General features: G+C 58.8%; 20 protein-coding genes, 1 tRNA gene and 1 pseudogene. 14 read left to right on the top strand and 8 right to left on the bottom strand.

What is annotated here, in order from left to right:
• Positions 1-26: 26 nt before the first annotated feature.
• Entirely contained in the window at positions 27-245 is a 219-nt protein-coding gene (locus U9R61_RS18275; protein WP_322490246.1) for a Franean1_4349 family RiPP, read from the bottom strand.
• 214 nt (positions 246-459) lie between these two features.
• Between U9R61_RS18275 and U9R61_RS19990 the strand changes: the two genes are divergently transcribed.
• From U9R61_RS19990 to U9R61_RS18245, 7 genes and pseudogenes are all read left to right on the top strand, one after another.
• On the top strand, positions 460-819 hold the full coding sequence (locus U9R61_RS19990; RefSeq protein WP_416208871.1) for a trypsin-like serine protease: 360 nt from the start codon (positions 460-462) through the stop codon (positions 817-819).
• Positions 779-1246: pseudogene (locus U9R61_RS18270) on the top strand (serine protease); the annotation flags it as partial. The gene U9R61_RS19990 and the pseudogene U9R61_RS18270, both read left to right, overlap by 41 nt.
• Before the next feature lie 60 nt (positions 1247-1306).
• Positions 1307-1900, top strand: coding sequence for a hypothetical protein (locus tag U9R61_RS18265; RefSeq protein WP_322490267.1), 594 nt, complete (start codon positions 1307-1309; stop codon positions 1898-1900).
• The gene (locus tag U9R61_RS18260) at positions 1866-2069 is read left to right on the top strand and encodes a hypothetical protein (RefSeq protein ID WP_322490245.1); all 204 of its coding nucleotides are present in this window, start codon (positions 1866-1868) and stop codon (positions 2067-2069) included. The genes U9R61_RS18265 and U9R61_RS18260 overlap by 35 nt, the downstream gene beginning before the upstream one ends.
• A gap of 126 nt (positions 2070-2195) precedes the next feature.
• Positions 2196-3404, top strand: a complete 1209-nt coding sequence (locus tag U9R61_RS18255) for a hypothetical protein (RefSeq protein ID WP_322490244.1) — start codon at positions 2196-2198, stop codon at positions 3402-3404.
• 334 nt (positions 3405-3738) lie between these two features.
• Positions 3739-4347: an inorganic triphosphatase gene (locus U9R61_RS18250; protein WP_322490243.1), complete on the top strand. Its 609-nt coding sequence runs from the start codon at positions 3739-3741 to the stop codon at positions 4345-4347.
• Between the two features lie 100 nt (positions 4348-4447).
• Complete coding sequence (locus tag U9R61_RS18245; RefSeq protein ID WP_322490242.1) at positions 4448-5941, top strand: CHAD domain-containing protein; 1494 nt, start codon at positions 4448-4450, stop codon at positions 5939-5941.
• Here the strand turns inward: U9R61_RS18245 and U9R61_RS18240 are convergent.
• On the bottom strand, positions 5902-6651 hold the full coding sequence (locus tag U9R61_RS18240; RefSeq protein WP_322490241.1) for a TIGR02206 family membrane protein: 750 nt from the start codon (positions 6649-6651) through the stop codon (positions 5902-5904). The two genes, U9R61_RS18245 and U9R61_RS18240, sit on opposite strands and share 40 nt — an antisense overlap.
• A 322-nt stretch (positions 6652-6973) precedes the next feature.
• On the opposite strand from U9R61_RS18240, the gene groES reads away from it, so the two are divergent.
• Together groES and groL are read left to right on the top strand one after the other, a co-directional pair.
• Positions 6974-7276 (top strand): co-chaperone GroES, encoded by a 303-nt coding sequence (gene groES / locus U9R61_RS18235; protein WP_322490240.1) that lies wholly within the window; start codon positions 6974-6976, stop codon positions 7274-7276.
• A 47-nt stretch (positions 7277-7323) separates the two neighbouring features.
• Entirely contained in the window at positions 7324-8964 is a 1641-nt protein-coding gene (gene groL / locus U9R61_RS18230) for a chaperonin GroEL (RefSeq protein ID WP_066783060.1), read from the top strand.
• An 80-nt stretch (positions 8965-9044) separates the two neighbouring features.
• On the opposite strand, the gene U9R61_RS18225 is transcribed toward groL, so the two are convergent.
• Positions 9045-9842: a hypothetical protein gene (locus U9R61_RS18225; RefSeq protein WP_322490239.1), complete on the bottom strand. Its 798-nt coding sequence runs from the start codon at positions 9840-9842 to the stop codon at positions 9045-9047.
• A gap of 71 nt (positions 9843-9913) precedes the next feature.
• On the opposite strand from U9R61_RS18225, the gene U9R61_RS18220 reads away from it, so the two are divergent.
• The 5 genes from U9R61_RS18220 (at position 9914) to U9R61_RS18200 (ending at position 18558) form a co-directional block, all read left to right on the top strand.
• Positions 9914-9989 (top strand) — tRNA-Gly (locus tag U9R61_RS18220).
• A gap of 136 nt (positions 9990-10125) precedes the next feature.
• Positions 10126-12120: an adenylate/guanylate cyclase domain-containing protein gene (locus tag U9R61_RS18215; RefSeq protein WP_322490238.1), complete on the top strand. Its 1995-nt coding sequence runs from the start codon at positions 10126-10128 to the stop codon at positions 12118-12120.
• The gene (locus tag U9R61_RS18210) at positions 12117-14288 is read left to right on the top strand and encodes a GAF domain-containing protein (RefSeq protein ID WP_322490237.1); all 2172 of its coding nucleotides are present in this window, start codon (positions 12117-12119) and stop codon (positions 14286-14288) included. The genes U9R61_RS18215 and U9R61_RS18210 overlap by 4 nt, the downstream gene beginning before the upstream one ends.
• Before the next feature lie 129 nt (positions 14289-14417).
• Complete coding sequence (locus tag U9R61_RS18205; protein WP_322490236.1) at positions 14418-17171, top strand: sensor histidine kinase; 2754 nt, start codon at positions 14418-14420, stop codon at positions 17169-17171.
• Entirely contained in the window at positions 17137-18558 is a 1422-nt protein-coding gene (locus tag U9R61_RS18200; RefSeq protein ID WP_322490235.1) for a Calx-beta domain-containing protein, read from the top strand. The genes U9R61_RS18205 and U9R61_RS18200 overlap by 35 nt, the downstream gene beginning before the upstream one ends.
• Here the strand turns inward: U9R61_RS18200 and U9R61_RS18195 are convergent.
• From U9R61_RS18195 to U9R61_RS18175, 5 genes are all read right to left on the bottom strand, one after another.
• A complete protein-coding gene (locus tag U9R61_RS18195) occupies positions 18555-18980 on the bottom strand; it encodes a hypothetical protein (protein WP_322490234.1) in 426 nt (141 codons plus the stop codon). The two genes, U9R61_RS18200 and U9R61_RS18195, sit on opposite strands and share 4 nt — an antisense overlap.
• A 180-nt stretch (positions 18981-19160) precedes the next feature.
• Positions 19161-22160: a leucine--tRNA ligase gene (locus U9R61_RS18190; RefSeq protein ID WP_322490233.1), complete on the bottom strand. Its 3000-nt coding sequence runs from the start codon at positions 22158-22160 to the stop codon at positions 19161-19163.
• A gap of 308 nt (positions 22161-22468) precedes the next feature.
• Positions 22469-23524 carry a hydrogenase expression/formation protein HypE gene (gene hypE / locus U9R61_RS18185; RefSeq protein ID WP_322490232.1) on the bottom strand — a complete coding sequence of 352 codons (1056 nt, stop codon included), beginning with the start codon at positions 23522-23524 and terminating at the stop codon, positions 22469-22471.
• Positions 23525-23790: 266 nt separating this feature from the next.
• On the bottom strand, positions 23791-24912 hold the full coding sequence (gene hypD, locus U9R61_RS18180; RefSeq protein ID WP_322490231.1) for a hydrogenase formation protein HypD: 1122 nt from the start codon (positions 24910-24912) through the stop codon (positions 23791-23793).
• 198 nt (positions 24913-25110) lie between these two features.
• The gene (locus tag U9R61_RS18175; protein WP_066783077.1) at positions 25111-25377 is read right to left on the bottom strand and encodes a HypC/HybG/HupF family hydrogenase formation chaperone; all 267 of its coding nucleotides are present in this window, start codon (positions 25375-25377) and stop codon (positions 25111-25113) included.
• Between the last annotated feature and the right edge of the window lie 136 nt (positions 25378-25513).

Genomic DNA, 25513 nt, shown 5'->3' with positions numbered 1-25513 from the left:
CAAACGCTCAATCTCTCACCTAACCACTAGCTCCACCCACTGAGCGAAGCTGTCTGCTGATCAATCTGCTCGAGCTGCCTGCGTTGCGCTGGATCGGCGAGCGCTTTGCGCAGCCGATCCAGCTCTTCCGGATCGGGTTGTAAGCCAGCTTCTTTGGCGGCGGCATCTGGATCGGCAAGCAGCCGCTTGCGAAAAGCAGGGTCGAGGACGGCTTTGCCGATCAGCCGTTCAAAATCAACACTCATGAGGAAGTGGACTCCTTGTTGCTGTATACCGTAATCGCTGCGCGTTCACGAGTATACCACTTTTTGACCTTTAGCATGCAGCATGTTCGTGATAGCGCCCTCTTGACACGGTGTGTCGTTTTGACTAGTATTATAGATATTAACGTTATCATTACTGAGAGGACTTTATCCACGTATAAGACAGCGTATCGCACTGCTCGCCCTTATTTTCCTTATGGGTTTGTTGCCGGTAAGTGTTGCTTCGCGAGAGGGTACGCCGCCGCAGTTGACGGTTGTTGGCGGCGATCCGGTTGCGCCGGGTGACTATCCGTGGTTGGTGGCACTGCTAGATGCCACAATTGTGGATGAAGCGTCATCAGTCTGCGGCGGTGCGCTGATTCATGATGGCGGCGTCTTTACCGAGATCTCATGGGTGTTGATGGCAGCGCATTGCTTGGCCGATGGGGCAGGGAATGTGGCCGATCCGGCGGCCGTTCAAGTAGAAGTTGGTTGGCCAGCAAGATCTTTCGTAAGCGACCGCCACTCAACGCCGCGATGCAGCAGAGATTATTGTCCACCCTCTCTATGTCTCTGATGCAGTGCTCTACAATGACGTGGCATTGATCCGCTTAACCGAACCGGTGACCGGCATCACACCCATCCGGATCGCAACGCCGGCGGATGCGGCCCGCTTTGCGCCGGGGCAGACAGCCTATATCGCCGGCTGGGGCAACCGCCTGCCGCAAACCGGGTTTGATTTCCCCGACGTGGCGCACAAGGCTGAATTGCCAATTGTTGATTTGGCAATCTGCAACGAACGTTATGATGGCGCGCTCAGCTCGATCCATCTCTGCGCCGGCGTTTTTCCGGCTGGCGGCGTTGACACGTGCCAAGGCGATAGCGGCGGGCCATTGATGGCGTCGGACGGCTCCGGCGGCTTTCTGCATGCTGGCATTGTCAGCTTCGGTACCGGTTGCGGCTGGCCGCACTACCCCGGCGTCTATACTCTCACCGCGTTCTTTGCCGATTGGATCGAGGCGCAGATCACCGGCTCCGCGCATGTTGACATCTGGCAGCTGCTATTGCCGGCTGCAGTTGGCCTGCCGTTGAGCATCTCAACCACTGCGCCGGGTACTCCCTTCGAGTACGCGGTGCTGGTAGCGAATAGCGGTGCACTGCCGCTGACTGATGTAGTGGTGACGGTGGAAGCGCCGGCGAGTGCGACGTTGGTGAGCGGCAGCATCAGCGATGGCGGGGTCTACGATAGCAATACGAATACGATCGAGTGGTTATTAGATGAACTGTTGCCGGGAGAGGTGTCGCAACTGTCGTATCAGGTACAGGCGGCGGCGAGTGTTATTTCTGGGGATTATCAGGTAGTGGCTGATAGTGATGATGGACTGGTCATCAGTTCGGGCCACGACCCTGTCGTGACCGTGATCGATCAGCCGCGTCTGTATGTGACCGCAATCTACCCGCCAGTGGTAGAAGTTGGCTCGATCTATCCGGTGCATTTTGCCATCAGCAATTTTGGGCAAGGGCCGAATGCGGGCCTGACCAATCTGGAGCTAGTGGTTGACTTGCCGGCGGGCGTGAATCCAGTGGCGATCGAGGAGGGCGGTGTCCAAACGGGGGAATCAAGTGCGATGGACAATAAGCGAACTGCCGGCGAATGATGAAGTGTTTGCAACTATTCAACTCGCTGCCGGCGAGCTTGGCGATGTGCTGCGCATTACCAATTACGGGGTGTACAATGGCGCGACGCCGTTGTGGTACGGTGTAAGTGGTATGCAAACCATTACCGGCCCAGCGGTGCGTTATTTGCCGATGATCCTTAAACAGTGAGATAGGGTGAGAGCGTAGGGATACAGCGCGGCTGTATCCCTACGCGATCGGAAACAATTTGGTTCGATGGTCGTATATAGTAGCGAGTAGGAGGTGTTTAGCTACCACCTTAGTAGGGGGATTTGAATGCGTCGCTTCACAGCTCCTTTGATCGGTCTCCTCCTCGCATGGTTGCTTGCTGTTCCAGCGTTTGCGCAAGGCCGTTTCCTTATTGATGATCCGCTTAACCAAATCCGTCAACCCGATGTGATCCGACAAGCCGCCGCGCCGCTAATCGAGCGCGGCGCAATTGTTGCGGTGTACGTGAAAGCGCGTGGCAACGATGCCGATTTTATCCAGTTGCTCAAGCGCGATGGCTTCGTGCGCGATGATGGCAAGGCACCGGTTGAGCTGATCGCGATCTTCGTGGCGATTGCCGATAACTACAGCGCACTGCGCTATGGCGAACGGTGGCGCGCGCAGCTCGATGGTCGGTATCGGCAAATTTTGCGCGATCACCTTAGTAAGCCGTTGTCATCGCCGAATCTGAGCCAAGACATTAGTGAGGCGTTGGCAGCGGTGGAAGCCTCTGTAAACCCGCAGCTATTGATTAATGTGAGTTGGGTGCAGTGGATCATCTTTCCGTTCGGCCCGATATTGGCCGCGATCCTCTTTTCTATCGTGTTATGGAGCATCAAGATGCGATCCAACCAACGGTCTAACTATCCTCCCGGTCATACCGCATTCCCGCAAGCAACGGCGGTCCAACGTTCACAAGACGCTGAGCTTGACCAACTGGCCCAACGTTTCATCGCCGCCGTTGAGCGGGTATGCGCTCATGCAGGTACCGCGCAACCCGATTCCACTCAAAAACTGCTGTTTCAAGACATGCACCTCGCCTTGCTGCGCCTCCGCCGCGGCCATGCTGGTCTTTGGAATTCGGCGTATACGCCGGCAGAAGAACTGAACCGGCTCGAACAGCAACTCAAAGACTTTGAGCGTTCGTTATGCGCGCCATCACTCGGTTTTTCAGTCTACCAACCGGTTGGGCCAATAGCTTCGCCGGCGCCGGCAATGGTTGCCGAATTTCACTTACAGGCATTCCGGCAGGCGCTGCAAGCAGCGGCCCAGCAATTGTGGCGGCTCGACTGGTCTTTGGCCGAGGCAGCAGCGCGATCAAGTGAGGTTGACACCAGCGGCTCGTTCCAACGCTTGCGCGCACTTTTGTTTGACACAACCCTTACCGACGCTTCGGCGCCGGCGGCGATTGCCGAGGCGCACGCGATCGAAGCGGAAGCGGCGGCAATAGCGCAACGATGGATGCAGCGCCTATTGCAGCCAACACCCAGCCACTAGTCAAGCAGCACAGCGCCCGCGCATACCAACGATCACGATGATTGGGATACCGACCGGCGCTCAGTGACGGTATGGAGTTGGGGCGCTGCTCCTGCTTCAGCTTCATCCGATAGCGGTTGGGGCGATTTAGGTGGCGGCGGCATTGATAGTGGCGGAAGTGGCGATAGTGGCAGCGGCGGTGGGGAATGATGTGAGGACAAAAACGACGGTAGCCGCCGACAGTTGCCATACCTCGGCCTAATTTTTGTCATCCTCCCCTTCACAGGCCCTCTTTAAACCGGCTACAATAGAGGGGCAGCCATGCGTTGCTGCGGCAGGTTTTGAGGAGCTAGCTATGGAAATTGAAGCCAAATACAAAATCAGCGCCACCGACCTCGATCGTTTGGCGGCGCTGAGCGCGCTTGGCCCGTACACGTTGCGCACGCTGGCCGGCGAACAACAGCGCAATATCTATTACGATAGCGTCGATGGCCGGCTGGCGCTGGCGCGCTACGGTTTGCGCGTGCGCCAAATTGGCAACCGCTCGATCATCACGCTCAAGGGGCCGGCACGGGTTGATGAAAACGGCGTTCACCATCGGGCCGAGTTTGAGTTTCCCGGCGACGATCCCGATCCGGCGCACTGGCCGGCTGGCCCGGCCCGCGATCTGGCCCAAGCCCTCTTACTAGGGGCGCCGGTGCGACCGCTCTTGAAGATTGAAACCAGCCGCCGGATTATCCACGCGGTTCGCGACGGCCAAGATCGGGTCGAAATGTGTCTTGATCGCGGCACCATCTATGCCGGCAAGAAGCAGGCGCCGATCTGTGAGCTTGAATTGGAAGTGTTACCGGCTGGATCGGTCTACGATCTCACCGAACTAGCCAACGCCTTGCGCGCCCTGATGAAGATCACCCCTGAACGGCAGAGCAAGCTTGAGCGGGGGATGGCACTGTTACAGCGGTAGTGTCATCACTCTACGGCGGAAAGACCGGTCAGCGCTATCGCTGAGCGGCGAGCCGCTAGTCAATACGCATCCTTTCCGCCTTTGAATACGCGAGGGTAAGATGGCAACTCCAACCAATCTTGCCGGCTATGTTGAGCAGTTACTAGAGGCGTATCGGGTCGATCGGGCACATGCCCGCCAAGTGGCCGATCACGCGCTGACCCTCTTCGATGCAGTCGCGCAGTCGCGCAAGTTGCCGGCTTCCTCCCGCCAATTGGTTGAAGCCGGCGCGTTGCTGCACAATGTCGGCTTGACGACCGACCCGCCAGAGCACCATCTGGTGGGGCGCGATATTATTCTGCGCCACGACTTGGGCGATGAGACCGATCAAGCGATCCTCGCCGCAATTGTCGCCCTCCACCGTCGCAAACCGCGTGCGCGACTCGATCCGGCGGTGTTGTGCCTCAATAAACGCAACCGTGAATTGGCCTTGCAATTGGCGGCGATCGTGCGGGTGGCCGATGGCTTCGATTACAGCCAGAGCCAGACCACGCAAGTGCGGGTAGCAGCTAGCAATGGCCGGCTGAGCCTAATTGCAGCCGGCCCGCATGCAGCAGTGGATAGCGAGCGGGCATTAGCCAAGGCCGATCTATGGGAACGGGTGATCGGCCCGCGCCCCGAAGTGGTAGTGCAGAGCGAAGGCACGGTGGTTGAGGAAGTGGCCGGCGAAGATGAGCCAACCGAACGGCTGCCGTACTGGTACACCTCTGGCGAGGTGCCGTTCGCTGAACTGGGGCGGGTGGTGCTGCGCCGGCAGGTGCGGCGGTTGCAACAGACGGCGCGGGCGGTTGAGGCCGACGAAACGATCGAGGCAGTGCATGATCTGCGCGTGGCTACGCGCCGGATTCGGGCCGCATTGCGTCTGCTCGAACCGGTGGCGCCGGCCAAGGCGGCGCGCAAGGCGACGGTTGCGGTGCGCACATTGGCCCGCGAGGCCGGCGCAACCCGTGATCGCGATGTACTGCTGAATGATATGGCCCCGCGTGACCTGCCCGGCCTCGCGCCGGTGATGGAAGCGATCCGCGCCGAGCGTATGCAGGTCCACACGACGCTGGTTGGCTATCTCGGCAGCAAGCAGTACGAGCGCGATCTGCGCGCGCTGGCCCGCCTTGCCTGTTTTGCCGCTGAATGGGACAACCGGCCACGGGTGAAGGATCATGCTGGCAGCATGCTTTATGCCCACTACGAAGCCATGCGCTCGTATGACCGCAACGGTCTGCCAGAAGACGACGCCTCGCTGCATGCGATGCGCATTGCCGGCAAGCGGCTGCGCTATGCGCTCGAATTGGTCAGCGACATCGCCGGCGAGCGGCTGAGCAATCTCTTAAACCCGCTGATCAACTTCCAAGACCATCTGGGCGCCTTGAATGACATCAGCGTTGCCCGTGGCTTGCTGGCGGCGCACACTGAACGCGCGCCGGAAGCGGTCGCGACCTATTTGGCTGTGCGTGAAGCCGAGTGGGCCACGTTGCGCACTGAATTGCCGAAGTGCTGGGAACGGCTGGCTGGCCCTGACTACCGGCGCACTCTGCTCGCCATCATCGGCGATCTCTGACGGAGATCGGCGACCGCAAACGGCAGGTAGAGCAGGAGGATGGTAACGATCCCGATCACTTCCATCCAAACAATGTAGATTGGCCACGGCCCTAACACATCGAGCAGACTTGGCGTGTAGGGCTTGCGGGCCAAAAAGAGATAGTTGCTATCGAGCAGCCAATTAACAACGCCGACACCCGCCATCAACAGATTGGCCCCGATAATCACCCGCCCCACCGAACGCCACGTGGGGCGGTATCCTTCCAGCGCGATCATCGTCAGCGCGGCCAGCACCAGCCCGCCGTGGGAAATAAAGCTCTGGAAAGCACGAAAGTGCGGAAAGCCGTACACGCCGATATCTGGTGTCAACAGCGCCTGCAACGCGCCACCGATCCCCATAAAATAGGTAAACTCGAAGATGCGATAGCTGCGGGTGAGCAGCATGATTACGCTGAACCATGTAAACAGCGTGCAGAGGTGCAGCGGCAGCATGTATTGGATCGACCAAAGACCATGCACCCAGAACCAAAGGTTATAGGCGAACTCGTTGATCGCCAGTATCGCCGCCAGCGCATAGCGCCAGTACCGTCTAGCCGCCGCTGACAACGAGCGGGCCGGGCCCATCACCCAACCGCAGGCGACTGCCACACACGCCAGCGCGAACCAGTGCGGCGGGCTAAAGAACACGAATGGTGGCCCATCCCAGTACAACCCAAACAGATCGGCCATCGATCACCTCCAATGAAATCTGCGCTTGCTATGCTGGATATATCTATCATAACAGAACTTAGCTGTGGAGTGCGGCAGGAGCACTGCTGCATCCCACACAAGTGCAGCGGGTATGGAGTCAGGCTCGTTGAGGGTTCAATCAAGGGATGCGGCCGCGTCTCGTTCCTGCTAGCACTCCCTCGCGTTGAGTGCTAAACATGACTTGACAAACCGCCCGATCTTGTGTACTATTACCAACGGATTAGCACTCTCGATCTGACAGTGCTAACCGACGGAACTTACGCAACTCATTGGATTGCATATCGAACGGAGGATAGCAGCTATGGCGGATTTCCGCATCCGACCTCTTGGCGACCGCGTGGTGGTCAAGCCGGTTGAGCGTGAAGAGAAGACCAAGACCGGCATTTTCCTGCCCGATACGGCCAGCAAGGAGCGCCCTATGGAGGGCACGGTGTTGGCGGTTGGCGAGGGGCGCCGGGACGACAACGGCAAGCTGATCCCGATGAGCGTCAAGGCTGGCGATCGGGTGATCTTCGCCAAGTATAGCGGCACCGAGTTCAAGCTCGACGATGTCGAGTACCTGATCCTGTCGGAGAAGGACATTCTGGGTATCGTGCAAGAGTAGCAACCTCGCGCTAACGGCGCTATTCTCAATGGAGGATTATAGATCCTATGCCAAAGCAGCTTTATTTCAACGAAGAAGCGCGCCGCGCCCTTAAGCGTGGCGTTGATCTGGTTGCCGATGCGGTCAAGACGACTCTTGGCCCGCGTGGCCGCAACGTTGCGATCGATAAGAAGTTTGGTTCGCCGACCGTGACCCACGACGGTGTGACCGTCGCCAAGGAGATCGAGCTGAAGGATCCATTCGAAAACATGGGCGCTCAGCTCCTCAAGGAGGCGGCGACGAAGACCAACGATGTCGCTGGTGACGGTACCACCACCGCGACTGTGCTGGCGCAGGCGATTGTCACCGAGGGTCTGAAGGTAGTGGCGGCTGGCGCCAACGCGATGCTGCTCAAGCGTGGTCTCGACCGGGGCGCCGAGGCGCTGGTGGCGGCGATCAAGGCTAGCGCCGTACCGGTACGCGACCGCGCTGACATTGCCCACGTCGCGACCAACTCGGCGGCTGACAGCGAGATTGGCGAGCTGATCGCCGAGGTGATGGAGAAAGTCGGCAAGGACGGTGTCATCACCGTCGAAGAGTCGAAGGGCGTTGCCTTCGAGAAGGAATACACCGAGGGCATGCAGTTCGACCGCGGCTACATCTCGGGCTACATGGTGACCAACGTCGAGCGGCAAGAGGCTGAGCTTGACGATCCCTACATCCTGATCACCGACAAGAAGATTAGCAGCATCCAAGAGATCCTCCCCGTCCTTGAGAAAGTGTTGCAGGTGACGAAGAACTTCGTCATCATCGCCGAGGACGTTGACGGCGAGGCGCTGGCGACGCTGGTGGTCAACAAGCTGCGCGGCACCATCAACGCGCTGGCGGTCAAGGCGCCCGGCTTCGGTGATCGCCGCAAGGCCATGCTGCAAGACATTGCCATTCTCACTGGCGGCACCGTGATCAGCGAGGAGATCGGTCGCAAGCTCGACAGCGCGACGATCGAGGATCTGGGCCGCGCCCGCAAGGTGATCGCCACCAAGGATGACACCACCATCATCGAGGGCCGTGGCGACGAGGCGGCCATCCGCGCTCGCATCGAGCAGATCCGCGCCCAGATTGCCACCACGACCAGCGACTTCGATCGCGAGAAGCTGCAAGAGCGGCTGGCCAAGCTGGCCGGTGGCGTGGCCGTGATCAAGGTTGGCGCTGCGACCGAGCCGGAGCTGAAGGAGAAGAAGCACCGCGTTGAGGACGCGCTGAGCGCGACCCGCGCGGCGGTCGAGGAGGGCATCGTGCCCGGTGGCGGCGTCGCGTTGCTCAACGCTATCCCGGCGCTCGACAATGTGCAGGTTGCCCACGAGGATGAGAAGGTCGGTCTGCAGATCCTGCGCCGCGCTCTCGAAGAGCCGTTGCGCATCCTTGCCCGCAACGCCGGCGAGGACGGCTCAGTGATCATCGCCAACGTCCGCCGCATGCAGGAGGAGAAGGGCGACAAGACCATCGGCTACAACGTGCTGACCGGCCAGTACGGCAGCATGATCGAGCAGGGCATCATTGACCCGGTGAAGGTTACCCGCAGCGCCGTGCAGAACGCGGTCTCGATCGCGGGCATGATCCTGACCACCGAAGCCCTGATCACCGACATCCCCGAAGATAAGCCGGCGGCTGGCGCTGGCGCCGGTATGGGCGGCGGGATGGATTTCTAGGTCGGTAAGGGTATCTTGTGCTGGAGGGACGCATGAATATGCGTCCCTCCAATGGTGTAGAGCCGCACCGCGGTGCGGCTCTATGGGTTTATCTGCTGCAATATTTGGTGTACGGTTACGCCAATATCATGGCCGATCACAAATTGCACGACCGTCACTGGCACGGCAAACGTTTGCTCGATGGCAGCGATCGTCTGCTGGCGACGGCGTTCAACGCGGGTTGGGTTGGCGTAAAAGTCGGCGGCATTCTCGCTTGCGCCAAAGTCATCGACCACGATAATCCGGTTTACATTGGCGCGCAAGCCGGCGCGCACTCGCTGCCAGAACAGTGGATCAGCTTTGCTGACGCCGAGATCGGCAGAGTTGGCGATGAATGCCATTGCGTTGCCGGCAAGGTTGCCCATCCGTTGTTGCACGACCTGCTGGTTGCGCAACCGCAGGGCGCGCGCCGTCCATCTTTGCTCCGCTAATTCGTTTGCGATGTGCGCCGTCACCTCGGCATAGTGATCGGTGGCAATAAGCGTGGTGACCCGGCTATCAGCGCCGAGCGCCGCAAACAGCGGTTGCCACGCCGGATCGATCACAGAAGCTGCTATGTACATCTGGGTAAACCGCCGCGCGCATTGTGCCGCGCTCCTTGCTGATGTTTCCTGCGTGCGCAACTGGCGCGCCAGCAACGTCGCCAACCCAACGCGGCTCGTGCTGCCTTCAACCCATGTCGGTCCAACCAACTCGTTCCAATAGCGATCAACGGTGACGCCCAATGCCAGCAGTCCCGCATCAGCAAGCGCCGTTGCTAGGCGGTGGGTCTCACCGAAGCGCACCGCGCCAAGACTGAGGGTGCCGGAGAAGTCGAGAATGAGGAGTGTGTCAGTCATTGCTGTGTTTGGATTGCTACAATAGTGACTCGACAAATCGGCCAACTTGTGTATAATAGCGATTGTGCAATGCGGGAGTGGCTCAGTTGGTAGAGCGACACCTTGCCAAGGTGTAGGTCGCGGGTTCGAATCCCGTCTCCCGCTCCAGTGAATGACCGGTCACGTTCGGTGAACCGGTCATCTTTGTTCTTAAAACCAAGTATAATAGAAAGCAATTCTGACTATCGTGATACGTTTATGATATGGCGATACAGTTTGTTTCCAGCTTAGTCGCGGAGATCCTGTGTACCTGCCACGCAGCAACATCCGTCGCATCCTTGCCCTGACTCTGCCCGGCGGCATTTCGCTTGGCGTATTGCTCTATGCGCTGATCAGCATCGTCGTGCCGCAAGTAGTTGACTCGCCATCAGTCGCCTTTGTAGTTGCGTTACTCTTCGGCGGCGTGATTGGGTTGGCGCTTTCGTTGGCGGTATGGATGAGTTTGCGCTATGCGCTCACTGAAGCTCGCCGTCATGCTGCTTTGGTGTTGCAAGCCGATATACCGCCAGTAACCGATCGAGATCCACTAGTGGCGCTGCGGCAAACCGTCGCGGACTCCATCGCGGCTGTGCCGCAGCCGCCGGTATTGGCGATCTTGACTCAGCGGCTCAGCGCGGCGAATGATCGCGACGCGATGGTCGCCGCAGTGGCCGAATGCCTTGCCGATCAAGTAGCGGTGCGGGGCGCGGTTTTGCTGTTACACGATCCCGAACGCGGCATTTTGATCCCTTCGGCAGTTTGGGGCTTGACCAGCGTGAACCGGGCCGTTACCTTTGATATCGATGGCAGCGCGATCGGGCGCGCCGTGCGCGAACGCCGCTCCGTGAGCTTTTCGAGTGTGCAGATGCGCAGCCTGCTTGCCACAACCTCGCCACAAGCGTTAACCGTCACGAGTTGGCCGTTATGGGTGCAGCGAACTCCGCTTGGCGCATTGTGCCTGATGATCGCCGGCGCTGATGTGCGCTTGAATGAAGCGCAACAGCAGTGGATCGAGCAAGCGGCCGCATTGTTCACTGCCCATCTTCAAGCTTCAGTCTACCGGCAATGGTTCGATCGCGAGCAACGCCGCTTGTCTGCGTTCGAGCAGGTGATGACCAGCGTGGTCGAACAGCCTGATCTCGAACGGGCATTGGTGCAATTGTTACGGATCGCTGCCGATGTAACCGATTCCAGCCATGGCACGTTGCTGCTGATTGATGCCGAGTCGTTCACCATCCGTGCCCGCATTACTTTGAGCGGCGGTGATGTGTTGCCGCTGAATCTCGCATCGGCGCCGATCCTCAAGCATGGGTTGGCCGGCTGGGTCTTGCGCACGCGCCGCGGTGCCATTATTGATGATATTGAGCGTGATACGCGCTGGATTCCCACGCCGGGGTTAGAATTGATGCGCTCGGCGTTAGCAATGCCGCTGTTTCACGGCGACCGTCCGTTAGGGGTGTTGACTCTGGCTGACCCAACTCCTTATCGCTACGGCCAGCGTTCCTTAGCCCTCGTTGCCGCCTTAGCAGCCCATGCCGTAGCAATGATGGTGCGCTATCGCTATGAAGGAATTATCGAGCCGCCGGAAATCATGCAGGCACGCCAATTACTAGGCATGTACCTTGCGCCGGAGGTGATCCGTGATCTGCTTGCGCAGCAAGCGAAAGCGATGCAGGCGCTACAACCACATGTTATCAATGCGACCCTGTTCTATGCTTGTCTGCGCGGCGTGGATCGCCTCACTGATTTAACGGTGCATCAATTGATCGAACATATTGCCAACCCGTTCCACACCGAATGCCGGGCTATTGTCTATCAGCACCAAGGTGCGTATGTCGCAATTGATGAACGGAGCTTTTGTGCTGTCTTCGGTTTTCCGCAACCACGGTTTGACGATGCATCAAGGGCGTTGCAGGCCGCACAGCAGGTGCAGGCCGCGATCGCGCGCCTGCGCGGGCAGTGGCGCCAGCAGTTTGGCGCCGATCTCGTGATCGCTGGTGGTGTTACCACCGGCCAATTGGCTGTGGGTGTGATCGGCGGCGATCAACCGACAACTATGGCCTGGACGGGCGCGGCCATGCGCGAAGCGCGCCGGTTGTGCCAATTGGCACGCAACGATGAGATTGTCGTCGCTGCTGCTGTGTTGAAAACGACGCATTCTGGGCAATTTACCCTCGATCCGTTAACGCCGGTCAGTTTGCAGAACGGTGATGAACCGATGCCTATTTACCGGCTGGCCAGTTATTCATCATCACTATGAACGAGCGGTTGCCTGCCATTGGACAATCAGAGTTGAGCACGCAAGGCTTGTTGCGCATCGCGACCGCGATTGAGACAGCGGCGACTCTTGATGAGCTGCTGATGCTCGCGCTGAACGAGTTTGTGCAAGGGTTAGGCGTATCGCTCTGCGGCGTGTTGCAGCTTGATGCTAGCGGCGAGACAATAGTGCTGGTCAGCACCTTTCCGCCGCGCGTTTCGTTGCCGCCGCCAATCCCGCTGCGCGATTTGCCGCTGATGCAACATGCCTTGCAACATCGCCAGTCGTTGCAGATTACAGATATTGCTGAGATTTTGCAGCAGGGGAATCGCTCGCCAACTGCGATCAGCTTGCTGCAGACGCTGCTGGAGGCGCAGGTGCGCTCACTCTTAATCATTCCACTAGTGGCGCAAGATCGGGTGATTGGCGCATTAGCCTTCGCGACCCTTCAGCAACCGCGCCGGTTTGATGAGCAAGAGGTGAGCATTGCGCGCCTGATGAGCAGCCAATTGGCGGCGGCCATCACCGCTTTCCGCACTATCGAAGAAGCGGAACACCGCAACGCCGAGTTGGCGACCCTGAATGATATTGCGGCGGCGGTCAACTCGTTGCTCGATCCGCGTGAGATTTACCATTTAGTGATGGAAAAGATCAACCAGTTCTTCCGCGTTGATGCCGGTTCATTGCTGATGCTCGACGAAGAGACCGGAGAACTGGTGTTTGTGATGACGTTGGAAGAGGGGCAAGAGAAGTTGGTTGGGATGCGCGTCCCGCCGGGGTTGGGGATCGTGGGCTATGTGGCGCGTACCCAGCAGTATGAAATTGTGCATGACCCTGAAAACGATCCGCGCTTTTACCGTGCAGTCAGCGATAGGATCGGCTATGATGTGAAGTCGATCCTCTGTGTGCCGATTGTCGTCAAAGGTCGCACTATTGGCGCGATCGAGTTGCTCAATAAGCGTACCGGCCATTTCACCGAGGAAGAAGCGATCCGGCTCAACCGAATGGCAACGACGATCGGGATCGCACTCGAGAATGCACGCCTGTTTCAACAGGTCAGCACTGTGCGTGACCGCTTCGAGGCGATTGTCAATTCGACCAGCGACGGCATTTTAATGGCCGATATGCGCGGTGTGATCGTGGCCAGCAATCTGGCGGCTGCGCGCCTGTTCTACCGTTCGCGGGACGAGTTGATTGGTCGCCGGATCGATGACGTGATCGCCGAATTGATGGCGCGAGCGCAGGTAGTCGAAGAGCCGGCCTGGCTGAATGATGGCGCGCCGCACCGGGTGGTGGAGATCGAATTGGCGGAAGGGCCGGTGCGCTATTTGCGCCATACCATTCTACCGGTGCGCGATGCCGGTGGGATGCAAATCGGCCAACTGGCGCTGTTTGAGAATATTGAAAAAGACCGCGAGCTGGCCCGGCTGCGCGAAGATTATACTGGCATGCTTATTCACGATTTACGCGCGCCGCTGACCGCAATTATGAATGGGATTATGATGGTGCAGCGCGGTTTGGGCGGGCCGGTTTCATCCCAACAACAAGAATTGTTAAGCATTGCCTATCAAGGTAGCCAAACCATGCTCGAGATGGTCAATACCCTGCTCGATATCAGCAAGATGGAGCAGGGACGGATGACACTGAATCTTGAGCCGCTGTCGCCCTATGCAGTCGTTGATGAAGCGATCGAACGGTTGCAAGCCTACGCGCAACAGCGCCAGGTTTCCTTGTTCCAAGACCTGACCGCCGGCTTGCCGCCGATCGCAGCTGACCGTGAGAAGATCGTGCGGGTGTTGCAGAACCTGATCGATAACGCGGTCAAATTTTCGCCTTTTGGGGGCAGCGTCACGGTTGGCGCGCGCCATCTTTCCCTGCCGGTCAGTATCAATGGTGGGATGCATCCGCAGATCCCCTTATCATTGCCAGCGTTACCAGCCGGTGAGTGGCTGATCTATTGGGTGCGCGACGAGGGGCCGGGCATTCCGCCTCAATACCATGCCCGTATCTTCGAGAAATTTGGCCAAGTGCAGCAGCACAAAGTGCATGGTACCGGTCTTGGCCTGACCTTTTGCAAATTAGCGGTCGAGGCCCATCATGGCCAGATCTGGCTGCGCAGCCGGGAAGGAATGGGCAGCACGTTTGCTTTCGCGTTACCGGTTGCGCAGTGATCCCGCTTCATCCTACGAGAGATGACGAAACTGTTAATAAGCCATGTGACCATCATCGGCTATACTGGCAATGAGTCATCGCCGCACACCTAATCAATGGCTCAACAGGGGGGGGATGCCGTGCGGCAAGTGATACGTATCCTGCGCTCACGCATTCAATATACTATCATCCTGCCCTACCTCTTGCTGATGATCATCGTCATGCTGGTGGGATCCGGCATTGCTATGACATTGGTAGCCGGTAGTTGGCAAGAGCGCTTCAATAATCAGCTTGGGCAGGTTGCACGTAACTTTGCCGAAACCTTCGCGTTGCGCGAAATTAGCAATATTGCTTACCTCGGCCAGATTGCCTTTACCGCCGCCAATGCTGATACCGGCGCCCCGGCTGTGGTTGACGCGATAGCGCAGCGCGATGAAGATGGGCTGGCTTTGACGTTGCGCGGCTTGTGGACGTTGGGCCAGAGCAATGAGAACGTCGCTCCGGATCGCCTCATCATCTTTGACCCCACCGGATTGGCCTTGCTCGATTGGGAACGCGCGCCGGGTAGTGATGCCCCCGTCCGTTATGTGGGCACGAACCTTGCTGGCTCGCCGCTGATCGAGAATGTGCTGCGCGGCGTGCAGACGCCGATCGGCGCTGGTGATGTGCTTGGTGACAAATACAGCGGGTTGATTGCATTTCACCAGCCTGATGGCAGCGATGTGCTACACTTTTTTACTGTTGCTCCAATCTATGCACGCTCCAATAATAACCAACCGCCCCAGTTGCTCGGTGGTCTATTGGTAGCGCAACGGCTCGATCGCACGCTGGCCTTCCTCCAAGAACGTAGTCAAACCGCATTAACGGTCTTGTTGAATAGCGATGGCACACTGTTGGCAACGACAGCCCCCGTGAGTTTTCTGCCGGTGTTGCGGCTTGATCCGGCCCAACTCGCGCTGTTAGCCGAGATTAATGAACGCGGGACGTGCCTTGATATTGGCAATCTGAGCGGTCGGGTGGTGACGCCGGTTGAACGAGCCAACTTGCCGGCTTGCTCTTTGCTGACGACCGCTCGTGTGGGTGATTACGAATACCAACTGGTGTATGCACCGCTGATCATCCGCGGCGCGCAGAGTGGCTATTTTGCCGTCGGCCTGTCACGTGATTTTATTTTGAGCGCGTGGGCCAGTAGCCGCAACGCAGTATTGGGAGTGACAGCGACCTTAGCGTTGGCTGCGGTGTTGGTCGGATATTGGGTGGCGCGTCGTATTACCCGTCCGCTGGATGAACTGGTGGCGGTAGCTGATGCGGTGAGCGCTGGTCAGCTCGACCGCCGGAGCGTCATTGCCGAAGAGAATGAATTGGGACGGCTGTCGTTGGCCTTTAACCAGATGACGGCCCACTTGTTGCATTTGTATCAGACGAGCCGGCAGCTCAATCGCGAACTACGCATCGAGTCGATCTTGCAGATTGCTACCGCCAGCGCCGCCGATCTGCTGCCTCAGATCGAAGCGATCGCGGTCGTGCCGGCGCCTGACGGGTGGCAATTCCGATTGCGTCCTAACGCACCGAAGAGCTATGCGGCGCTGACCAGTCGCCGGCTCACCACATTGGCTATGCCGGGTGAAGCTCTATTGACGCCCTACGCCGACTCAAACCTTACGGCTATCGGGATTGCCAGTGCGTTGGCAATCTCCTTGCAGCAAGATCAGCCGACGATCGGCGGGCTTATCTTTGCTCATCCCGAATCGGACGCCTTCCCAACATCAGTATTGCCCCATTTGCAGGCGATCGCCAATATGACCGCAGTGGCATTGGTGAATGCGCTGTTGTATGAATCGGCGCAATACGATGCTGAACAACGACGGGCCATTCTTGCCTCGATCAGTGATGGGGTGATTGTCAGTGATGCGCGGGGCCGGATTGTATTACTCAATCCTACTGCTCAGCAGATGTTGCAGCCGGTGTTGCCAGTCAACGGTGAGTTACACTTACACCTGCGTCAATTACCGCTCAATGGGAGTGAAGCTCGCTCAGAATTGTTTGGTCAGCCTGATCAGATGATCAGGATAGGCGACCGCTTTCTGACGATCAGCAGGTCACCGGTTCGCCTCGCCGATGACAAACTGTCAGGCGAAGTGATCGTGTTACACGATATCACGGCTTCAATCCAGATCGATCGGGCGAAGACCGATTTCATCGCGACCATTTCCCACGAACTGCGCACACCGCTCACCATCGTGCGTGGTTATACCGATCTCTTGCTGCGGCAAGCAATCCCAGCATCTGATGCCGAGCAGCGCGAGATGTTAGAACAGATCCGGCAGAGCACCGTCCAAATGACCCATCTGGTCAATAATGCAATTATGGTGGCCAATCTCGATTCGGGTCAAGTCGAGACCAACCTGCAGGCGATTGAATTGGCGCCAATCGTTGAAGCGGCGCTTCACCCGTTGTATGCCGCGTTTCGCGAGCGTGGCGTGCAAGTCACCCTTGCTTTGCCTGAAGATCTGCCATTGGTACTGGCAGATCGAGAACTGTTAAAGCAAGCGCTTAGCCAATTGCTCGACAATGCGCGGCGCTATGTGCCGCAAGGTCGTGTGTTGATCAGCGCCGGCATTGCAGGCAGTGACGTTTGGGTGGCAGTTAGCGATACTGGCCCCGGTATTCCTGAAGACGTGATTGGGCGGCTGTTCACTCGCTTTCAACGAGTTGACGGAAATAATTCAGCCCAGCGCGGCAGCGGACTCGGTCTTGCGATCGCGCGTCAATTGATAGAGCTGCAAGGAGGAACGATCGCTGTGACGAGCATCCCCGGTCAGGGGAGCACCTTTACCATCCGGTTGCGTTGCGCAAAGGAGCAGAGCCGTGCAGTCGCTGGGCAACAGCCAATGGCCAACTAAACGCGATTATTTGCGCTGGATGGTGGTGACAGCGTTGGTATGCGCGCTGCTGCCGGTCGTGTGCGAGGTGCAACTCGTCTTTTGGTTCCTCACCCCGGCTAATGAGCCGTTTAAGAGCATTAGCGCGGCTCGTGCATTTAGCGCCTACGAACCATTTCCGGCTGATCTCAGCTTTGCGCCGCCAGCCAGCGATTTGCCCAATCTAGCTGCGACCGAGATTGCGCGCCGCACACAGACGCCAACGAGCCAAGCGACCCGGTTTTCACCGGCGGCAATTGTTGAGGTGCCGCCACCGCCGGTACGGATCGATCCGGCGTCACCAACTGCGACGCCGGCGCTGGTGTCTACTGCAACACCGCCTCCGGCTGGCGGAGGTTTGCCGCCGCTTACTCCGACACCCACACCAACGGCAAGCGGTATTGGTGTGCTGCCTAGTCCGGCGACACTCGCAACGGCAACACCGGCGACGATACCAACAGTGACGCCCGCCGCGCCAGCAGCTCAGCCTAGCCCGACGCCGACAACACTGGCCGCAACGGCAACGCTGCAACCGTCGCCATCAGTAACGGTAATACCCTCGCCAACGGCAACGGTGCGCCTGCAAACGACGGAAACGCCAACCTTGACACCGCTACCAACGGAAACGCCAACCTTGACGCCCACGCCGGTCGCGGTAGTGTCAGTGCAAGTCATTCAACCAGTGATTGAGGGAAATCCGCCGACCGTCACGACCCGCGATGTAGTCGTTGAGTTGCGCGAAGCTGCCTATAATGAGGTAGTCGTGACGTATGAAGTTGTGCCGGGTACAACCAATCCGGCAACGCCTGATCGCGACTACCGCGTGCCGGGAGGTACGACCGGTACACTGATCTTCTCAGCCGGTTCGCCTGCCGGCACTGTACGCACGGTGACGATAGAAGTTAATAGCGATACGATTGATGAAGAGGATGAGACCATCATCTTCCGGCTGACAGGGATCAGTGGTGGTATCCTGTTCCCCGGTCAGAGCGAGCGAGTCTTGACGATTATTGATGATGATGTCACGCGCGTGATCATTAGCCCGGCTGAGGTGCAAGAAGGGCCGGCAGGGACGACGACCCAACTCGAATTTAATCTGAGTCTGAGCAATATGCAACGCGAACGGACTCTGCGTGTACGCTATCGGGTGTTACCAATCTCGGCGACACCCGGCGAGGATTATCTCGCAACAACGCCGGGTGAGCTAGTGATTCCACCTGATGATAACAGTCCGGTAATTATCGTGACCGTGATCGGTGATGATATTCGCGAACCGGACGAATTCCTCGAAGTGGTGCCCGATGAGGTGATCGGTGGCGCGTTGGGTAATACGGTGCAGGCAATTGGGATTATTCGTAATGATGATTAGCTTTGCTCCGGCGGTTGATCGGGTTGGCGAGGGAAAAGGAACCACAACCCTAACTCGAGCGCAATCGGGATGAAAGCTAGCGCGATTAGTGGCGGCCAGATTGGGCTAAGCGCGAAGTAGAGGGCGAGCGGCGGGATCGCCAGAATCAGTGCGAAGACGGTCATGGCCAGATTACCCCAGCCGACCGCTGCCACCACCCCAAACACGGTGAGCACCACAATTACCGCATCGCTGCACGTATTGAGTGCCGGACGGTTGTAGCAACTGTTGAGCGCCGATGGCACGGCGATGTCGAACGTGACCCCTTGCAATTCAAAGAAGGTCGGTAAAAAGACGCGGCGAAGGGCGAAGAGCACGGTGCCAAGCGCGATGACGAGGTAGGCGCGGATAAAACGGTGGGTTAGAATCGACGGGATGCGCATAGTGTGTAGCGATAGTGATCACTAACCAAATTGCGGTACAGGTGAGACGCGAATGTCACCCAAGATATTGGGGGTGTATCTTCTGTGGAGTGCGGCAGTTAGACTGCCGCACTCCATACCGTGCGTCGCTGCTGGCGTGACCGTGGCGGCAGTGAAACTGCCGCACTCCATACTGATGAATTACCCGACCACGACGTTCACTAACCGTCCGGGAACCACAACGACATTCCGGATTGGTTTGCCGTTGATAAATTGCTGGACTCGTTCGTTCTTCAGGGCCAATTCGCGCAACTGCGCTTCGTCAATCTCGACCGGCACAGTCAACTTGCCGCGCACTTTGCCGTTGACTTGGAAGACAATTTCGACCTCTTCCTCAGCGGCAACGGCGGGGTCGGCGACCGGCCAGCGTTGCTGGTGGATGCTATAGGGCTTGCCGAGCCGCATCCAAAGCTCTTCAGCAATGTGCGGCGTGATCGGTGCCATTAGCAAGAGCAGGATTTCGATCGCCTCATTCCACGCTGGGGTGCCAGCCAAACTAGCGTCGCGCGCGCGGTACAGCGCATTAGTAAACTCCATCAGCGCGGCGACCATGGTGTTGAACTTAAAGTTCAAGATATCGTTCTCAACGCGCTGGATGGTCTGATGGGCGACGCGCCGCAATTGGCGCTCGTTCATGGTGGCGTTGCTCTGGCCGCGTTCAACGGTGGGGTAGAGCACAATCCGCCACACCCGGTCGAGCCAGCGCTTGACGCCGGGTACGCCATCGGTATTCCACGGCACCGACAGCTCGAAGTCGGAGATGAAGGCCTCGTAGCCACGCAGCGCGTCAGCGCCGTGCTCGGCCACCACCTCGTCGGGAGTGATAACATTGCCCTTCGACTTCGACATCTTCTCGATGATGATCTGGCCATCGACCTCGCGCGGCGGAGCTAGAATGAGGCCCTGATTGCGCAGACGGGTGAACGGTTCAAAGAACTTGACTACTCCCAGATCGTAGAGCACCTTTGTCCAGAAGCGGGCGTAGAGCAGGTGCATGACGGCGTGCTCGGCCCCGCCGACGTACATATCAACCGGCAACCAGTAGTCAAGCGCTTCAGGACTGGCCAGCGCCTTGTCGTTGTGATTGTCGGCGAAGCGCAGGAAGTACCACGACGAGCAGGCGAACGTTCCCATAGTATCGGTCTCACGCCGACCCCGGCTACCGTCGGGCAGGGTCACATTCACCCAGTCATCGATCAGGGCCAGCGGCGACTCGCCGGTCGCCGTCGGTTCATAGCTCTCGACATTGGGCAGGGTGAGCGGCAACTCATCATCGTTGAGCGCGATTTCCAACCCGTCTTCGCGGTGGATGATCGGGATCGGCGTACCCCAATAGCGTTGGCGGCTGATCAGCCAGTCGCGCATCTTGTAGTTAGTGCGGCCCTTGCCAATACCCTGCTGTTCAAGGTAGGCGATGGTCTGCTCGATGGCTTGATCGGCGGGAGCGCCGTTGATCGGGCCAGAGTGGATCGGCGTGCCGAGATCATCGTGGTAGATCAGATCACGATAGGCGGGAATCGAGTGCAGATAGGCCATCGCCGACGGAATCTCGACGTTGCCGGTCGCGGCGCGCAAGCGCGTGGTGATCTGCTCATCGGCAGCGGTCGAGTCAAGATCGAACACTGCATCGGGGAAGATGAACAGCCAACCCGACCCGGCCACTTCCGTCCAGCCGTTGCACAGGCGCGACTGCACGATGGCGGCGTACTCACGCGCGCGATCGCCAGACAGTTCCACCAGCAGATTGCCGTCATCTTGGGTGGTGACGGTAAAGCCGGCGGCGCGCAAGGCATCGGCAGTATCGGCAGCAATCGTCTCGGCGCGCAGCAGCGAGCAAGCGGCGTTATCGGGCCGGCTGATGACCGGAATGATCGGCAGATCGTACTTCAGCGCAAAGGCGAAGTCACGCTCGTCGTGGGCCGGCACGGCCATAATCGCGCCGGTACCGTACCCCATCAAGACGTAATCAGCGATCCAGATCGGAATCCGTGCGCCGTTGACCGGATTAATCGCATAGCCACCAGTCCAGACGCCAGTTTTCTCCTTCTCTTCGGCTACGGCAGTCGTGGTCGGGCGCTGGCGCGCCTGCTCGACATACGCCTCGACCTGCGCGCGCTGCCCTGCGGTCGTCACCTTCGCCACCAGCGGGTGCTCAGGCGAGAGTACCATGAAGGTCGCCCCCCACAACGTGTCGGGGCGCGTGGTGAAGACGATAATCGGATCGCCGGCCTCGGTGTGGAAGATCACCTCGGCGCCGTGCGAGCGCCCGATCCAGTTGCGCTGCATAGTGACGATGCGCTCTGGCCAATCGACCGTATCCAGATCGCGGTCGAGCCGGTCGGCGTAGGCGGTGATGCGGAAGAACCACTGCTTCAGCACCTTGCGCTCAACCTTGGCCCCGCTACGCCACGCGGTGCCATCGGGCAGCACCTCTTCGTTGGCGAGCACCGTTTTATCAACCGGATCCCAATTCACCACCGCTTCGCCACGATAGGCCAAGCGGAAGCGGCGCAAAATCTCTTGGCGTTGCAGCGGCGTCGCCGCGCGCCACTCCTCTGCTGTCACCTGCGGATCGGTCAAAGCCAGATCGAGCCGGCTGGTGCCATACTCAGCCAATTCCGCTTCCAGCTCGCTGATCGGGCGGGCCTTGTCGACTCGCCGATCGTACCACGACTGGTACAGGCGCAAGAAGATCCACTGCGTCCAGTGATAATAATCGGGTTCAGAGGAGGTAATCTCGCGATCCCAGTCGTAGCTCAGACCGAGCATATTCATCTGGCGCTTGTAATTGGCGCTATAGCGGCGGGTGAGCACGGCGGGATTGGTTTTAGTCTTAATCGCCGCGTTTTCAGTCGGCAGGCCAAAGGCGTCCCACCCCATCGGGTGTAGCACGTTGTAGCCGCGCATGCGGTAATAGCGAGCGAAAACATCGGTGGGCACATAGTTGCGGCAGTGCCCGACGCTGAGGCCGTCACCGCTGGGGTAGGGGTAAAAATCGAGCACGTAATATTTCGGTTTGGCGGGATCAATCGACGGGGTGCGATAGAGCTGGTCGGCGGCCCACTTGGCCTGCCACTTGGCCTCGATCGCGGCAGGATCGTAGCGTTCAATCTGAGTCTTGTCGGTTTTGGTGTCGCTCATACGATTCAATACCTCTTGAGGTGAGCATGCGAAGACGGATCAAACTGGCAACCGGGCCACAACGAAGGCCATCAAGGCTGGGGTCGGCCATACGCTCACCTCCTTTCATGGTGCAAAAGCGAAGCATCTTGCTGCATTATAGCAAAAAAAGGCGCAGCGGGGGCAAAGACGCAGAGGATGGTAAACGCAAAGACGTAAAGGTCGCGAAGGGCGCAGAGATAGGTATGAATGTTGGGTCAAGCACGCTGATTGGCTTCCCCATAAAAACCTTTGCGTCCTTCGCGCTGTTGCGTTTAGCCTCTTTACGTTTAACAGATACGCGGCAGTTGTTCGCCGACGAGGGTATCAACCACGCGCATACCGCCGATACCGGTGCGGGCCACGACCACGCCGGGGTGGTCGGCGGTGGCGTAGCCGATCAGGGCCGCGTCGCGGCCCAATGGATGAGCGCGCATAGCGTCCAGCAGCCGTTCGGCGTCGTCGCGCGCGACGAAGGCGACGAGTTTGCCCTCGTTAGCGATGTGGAGCGGATCCATGCCGAGCAGTTCGCAGGCGGCTTGGACGGCGGGCGGCACCGGAACATCGCGTTCGACGATCTCGATGCCGATCTGGGCATCGGTGGCGATCTCGTTGAGCGCGGCGGCGACGCCGCCACGGGTGGGGTCGCGCAGGGTGTGGAGGCGGGCGTCGCTGGCGAGCATGGTGCTGACGAGGCCGTGCAGCGCAGCGGTGTCAGAGACTACTGGCGCGCCGAATTCGATCCCTTCGCGCACGCTGAGAATGGCAACACCGTGCAAGCCAATTGGCCCGCTGACGATGATCGCATCGCCGGGGCGGGCTTGCTCCGGACCAATATTCACGCATGCCGGGATGAGACCGAAGCCGGTGGTGGTAATGAACACGCCGTCGCCGTGGCCGCGATCGACCACCTTGGTGTCACCAGCGATGAGGGTAACGCCGGCCTGCTGGGCAGCGCGACCCATGCTCTCGGCAATCACGCCGAGTTGATCGAGCGGCATGCCCTCTTCGAGAATGAAACTAGCGGTCAACGCCAGCGGCTGCGCTCCCATCATAGCAATATCGTTGATGGTGCCGTTGACGGCCAGTTCGCCGATGTTGCCGCCGGGGAAAAAGAGCGGGCGCACAACGAAGCTGTCGGTCGAGATGGCTAAGCGTGCGCCGCCGATCTCGATGCGGACGGCGTCGGCAAGCGGGCCGCGCGGGCCGCCGAAAGCGGGCAGGAAGAGGTGGTTAATCAGTTCAGCCGAGAGCTTGCCGCCGGCGCCGTGACCCATCACAATGGCCGGATAGTCGCGCAATGGCGCCGGGCAGACCCAGGTGCTAAAGTCGAGTGGTGCGGTCATAGGGTGCAATCCTTAACCATAAAGGCGCAGAGGATGATAAACGCAAAGGGCGCAGAGGTTTTGGGTTGGATGGTGTTGTTAGGGCGATGGTTTGTGGACACGACATCGTATTCATCTTTTCGTACAAAGGGCAATGGCGCCAACGCACTTGTACCGAATCCATCCAAATCCTTAACGTCTTTGCGTCTCTGCGTGTATCCACACTCTGCGTCTTCGCAGAGCCGGACGGCTGTCCGGCTCCACTGAATCTTTGCTTGCTCTGCGCCTTAGTGTGACGATGCCACGCCGATCGTGTTTGTCGGTACAAACCGGCCATACTGATAATAGGCTGCGCAGGCACCTTCACTCGATACCATGGTCGCACCGAGCGGGGTGCGCGGGGTGCATTCTTTGCCGAACGCCGGACATTGGTTAGGCTTGAGCAAACCTTGCAACACCTCGCCGCTGCGGCAGAGGGTCGACTCGGCGGTCTGGATGTCGCTCACGTCGAAGCGGTGCTCGGCATCGAATTCGGCGTAGCGTTCGCTCAGCTGCCAGCCGCTGCGCGGAATGACGCCGATCCCGCGCCATGCCCGGTCGGTGACGGTGAAGACATCGGCTAGCATCTGTTTGGCGGCGACATTGCCTTCAGGGCGAACCGCTCGTTCGTAGGCGTTGTCGAGTTCGGCGCGGCCCTGCTCGAGCTGGAGGATCACGCGGCGAATCCCTTCGAGCACGTCGAGCGGCTCGAAGCCGGTGACGACGATCGGTACGCGGTACTTCTCGACCAGCGGACGGTACTCTTCGGTACCCATCACGCTACAGACGTGGCCAGCGGCGAGAAAGCCTTGAACGCGGTTGGTCGGCGATTCCATAATCGTGCTGATGGCTGGCGGCACCAACACATGCGAAACCAGCATCGAGAAATTCTTGAGGCCGAGGCGGGCCGCCTGATAGACCGCCATCGCATTGGCGGGAGCAGTGGTCTCAAAGCCGATGGCGAAGAAGACGACTTGGCGGTCAGGGTTTTGCTGGGCCAGCTTGACCGCATCGAGCGGCGAGTAGACAATCCGCACATCGCCGCCTTCGCTTTTGATGCGGAAAAGGTCTTTGCGGCTGCCGGGCACGCGCAGCATATCGCCAAACGAGCAGAAGATCACGCCGGGTTGGGCCGCAATGGCGAGCGCCTTGTCGATAATCTCTAATGGCGTGACGCAGACCGGACAGCCGGGGCCGTGGATCAGCTCGATTTCCGGCGGCAGCAACTGGTCGATGCCGTTACGAATGATTGAGTGGGTCTGACCGCCGCAGACCTCCATAATCGCCCAATGCCGGGTCGTGATACGCCGAATCTGATCGAACAGGCGGCGAGCCAATTCAGGATCGCGAAACTCGTCAAGATATTTCATCGCATGCTCTCCATTCAATTCAATGCGTAGCCGCAAAGGGGCAGAGACGCAAAGGTTGTTAACGCAAAGGCACGAAGAACGCTAAGTTTTTTGTATAGTGGTACAAGCGTAGTGACAGACTCACCTTATAACATCTTAGCGCCTTTGCATCTTGGCGTGTATCTATCTCTGCGCCTTTCCCCCCTTTGCGTCTCTCCCTTATACGGGTTCGTGCGACTCATCGGGATTAAGTTCCTCTTCAAGCACGCCGAGCGACTGGAAGAGAGCAAGCGTTTCGCGCGCCGATTCCTCATCGAGGCGAGTTATCGCAAAACCCACATGCACGATCGTGTAATCACCAACTTGCAAATCAGGCAGGTAGGCGAGACATACTTCTTTGACGATGCCGTTGAAATCGACCTTGCCCATCCGGGTGAGGCCGTTGTCGTAGATTTCGATGATGCGACCAGGAATGCCGAGACACATACGCAATTCCTTTCAACCTGTGAAGGCGCAGAGTGGGCAAAGGTGCAAAGGTTATTAACGCAAAGGCGCAGAGCACGCGAAGGGCGCAAAAGTTTGTTATGTGAGATGTTAATCGTGAGCGTTGGCACCTGTAGCG

This window comes from Chloroflexus sp., assembly GCF_034431535.1.
Lineage (GTDB): Bacteria > Chloroflexota > Chloroflexia > Chloroflexales > Chloroflexaceae > Chloroflexus.
The sequence above is the reverse complement of the archived record's forward strand: the minus strand, read 5'-3'. Positions and strand labels throughout refer to the sequence as shown.

Excerpts from the sequence above, each read along its gene's own strand:
- U9R61_RS18275 (WP_322490246.1), bottom strand. The coding sequence starts at position 245 with ATGAGTGTTGATTTTGAACGGCTGATCGGCAAAGCCGTCCTCGACCCT.
- U9R61_RS19990 (WP_416208871.1), top strand. The coding sequence starts at position 460 with ATGGGTTTGTTGCCGGTAAGTGTTGCTTCGCGAGAGGGTACGCCGCCG.
- U9R61_RS18255 (WP_322490244.1), top strand. The coding sequence starts at position 2,196 with ATGCGTCGCTTCACAGCTCCTTTGATCGGTCTCCTCCTCGCATGGTTG.
- U9R61_RS18250 (WP_322490243.1), top strand. The coding sequence starts at position 3,739 with ATGGAAATTGAAGCCAAATACAAAATCAGCGCCACCGACCTCGATCGT.
- U9R61_RS18245 (WP_322490242.1), top strand. The coding sequence starts at position 4,448 with ATGGCAACTCCAACCAATCTTGCCGGCTATGTTGAGCAGTTACTAGAG.
- U9R61_RS18240 (WP_322490241.1), bottom strand. The coding sequence starts at position 6,651 with ATGGCCGATCTGTTTGGGTTGTACTGGGATGGGCCACCATTCGTGTTC.
- groES (WP_322490240.1), top strand. The coding sequence starts at position 6,974 with ATGGCGGATTTCCGCATCCGACCTCTTGGCGACCGCGTGGTGGTCAAG.
- groL (WP_066783060.1), top strand. The coding sequence starts at position 7,324 with ATGCCAAAGCAGCTTTATTTCAACGAAGAAGCGCGCCGCGCCCTTAAG.
- U9R61_RS18225 (WP_322490239.1), bottom strand. The coding sequence starts at position 9,842 with ATGACTGACACACTCCTCATTCTCGACTTCTCCGGCACCCTCAGTCTT.
- U9R61_RS18210 (WP_322490237.1), top strand. The coding sequence starts at position 12,117 with ATGAACGAGCGGTTGCCTGCCATTGGACAATCAGAGTTGAGCACGCAA.
- U9R61_RS18195 (WP_322490234.1), bottom strand. The coding sequence starts at position 18,980 with ATGCGCATCCCGTCGATTCTAACCCACCGTTTTATCCGCGCCTACCTC.
- U9R61_RS18190 (WP_322490233.1), bottom strand. The coding sequence starts at position 22,160 with ATGAGCGACACCAAAACCGACAAGACTCAGATTGAACGCTACGATCCT.
- hypE (WP_322490232.1), bottom strand. The coding sequence starts at position 23,524 with ATGACCGCACCACTCGACTTTAGCACCTGGGTCTGCCCGGCGCCATTG.
- hypD (WP_322490231.1), bottom strand. The coding sequence starts at position 24,912 with ATGAAATATCTTGACGAGTTTCGCGATCCTGAATTGGCTCGCCGCCTG.
- U9R61_RS18175 (WP_066783077.1), bottom strand. The coding sequence starts at position 25,377 with ATGTGTCTCGGCATTCCTGGTCGCATCATCGAAATCTACGACAACGGC.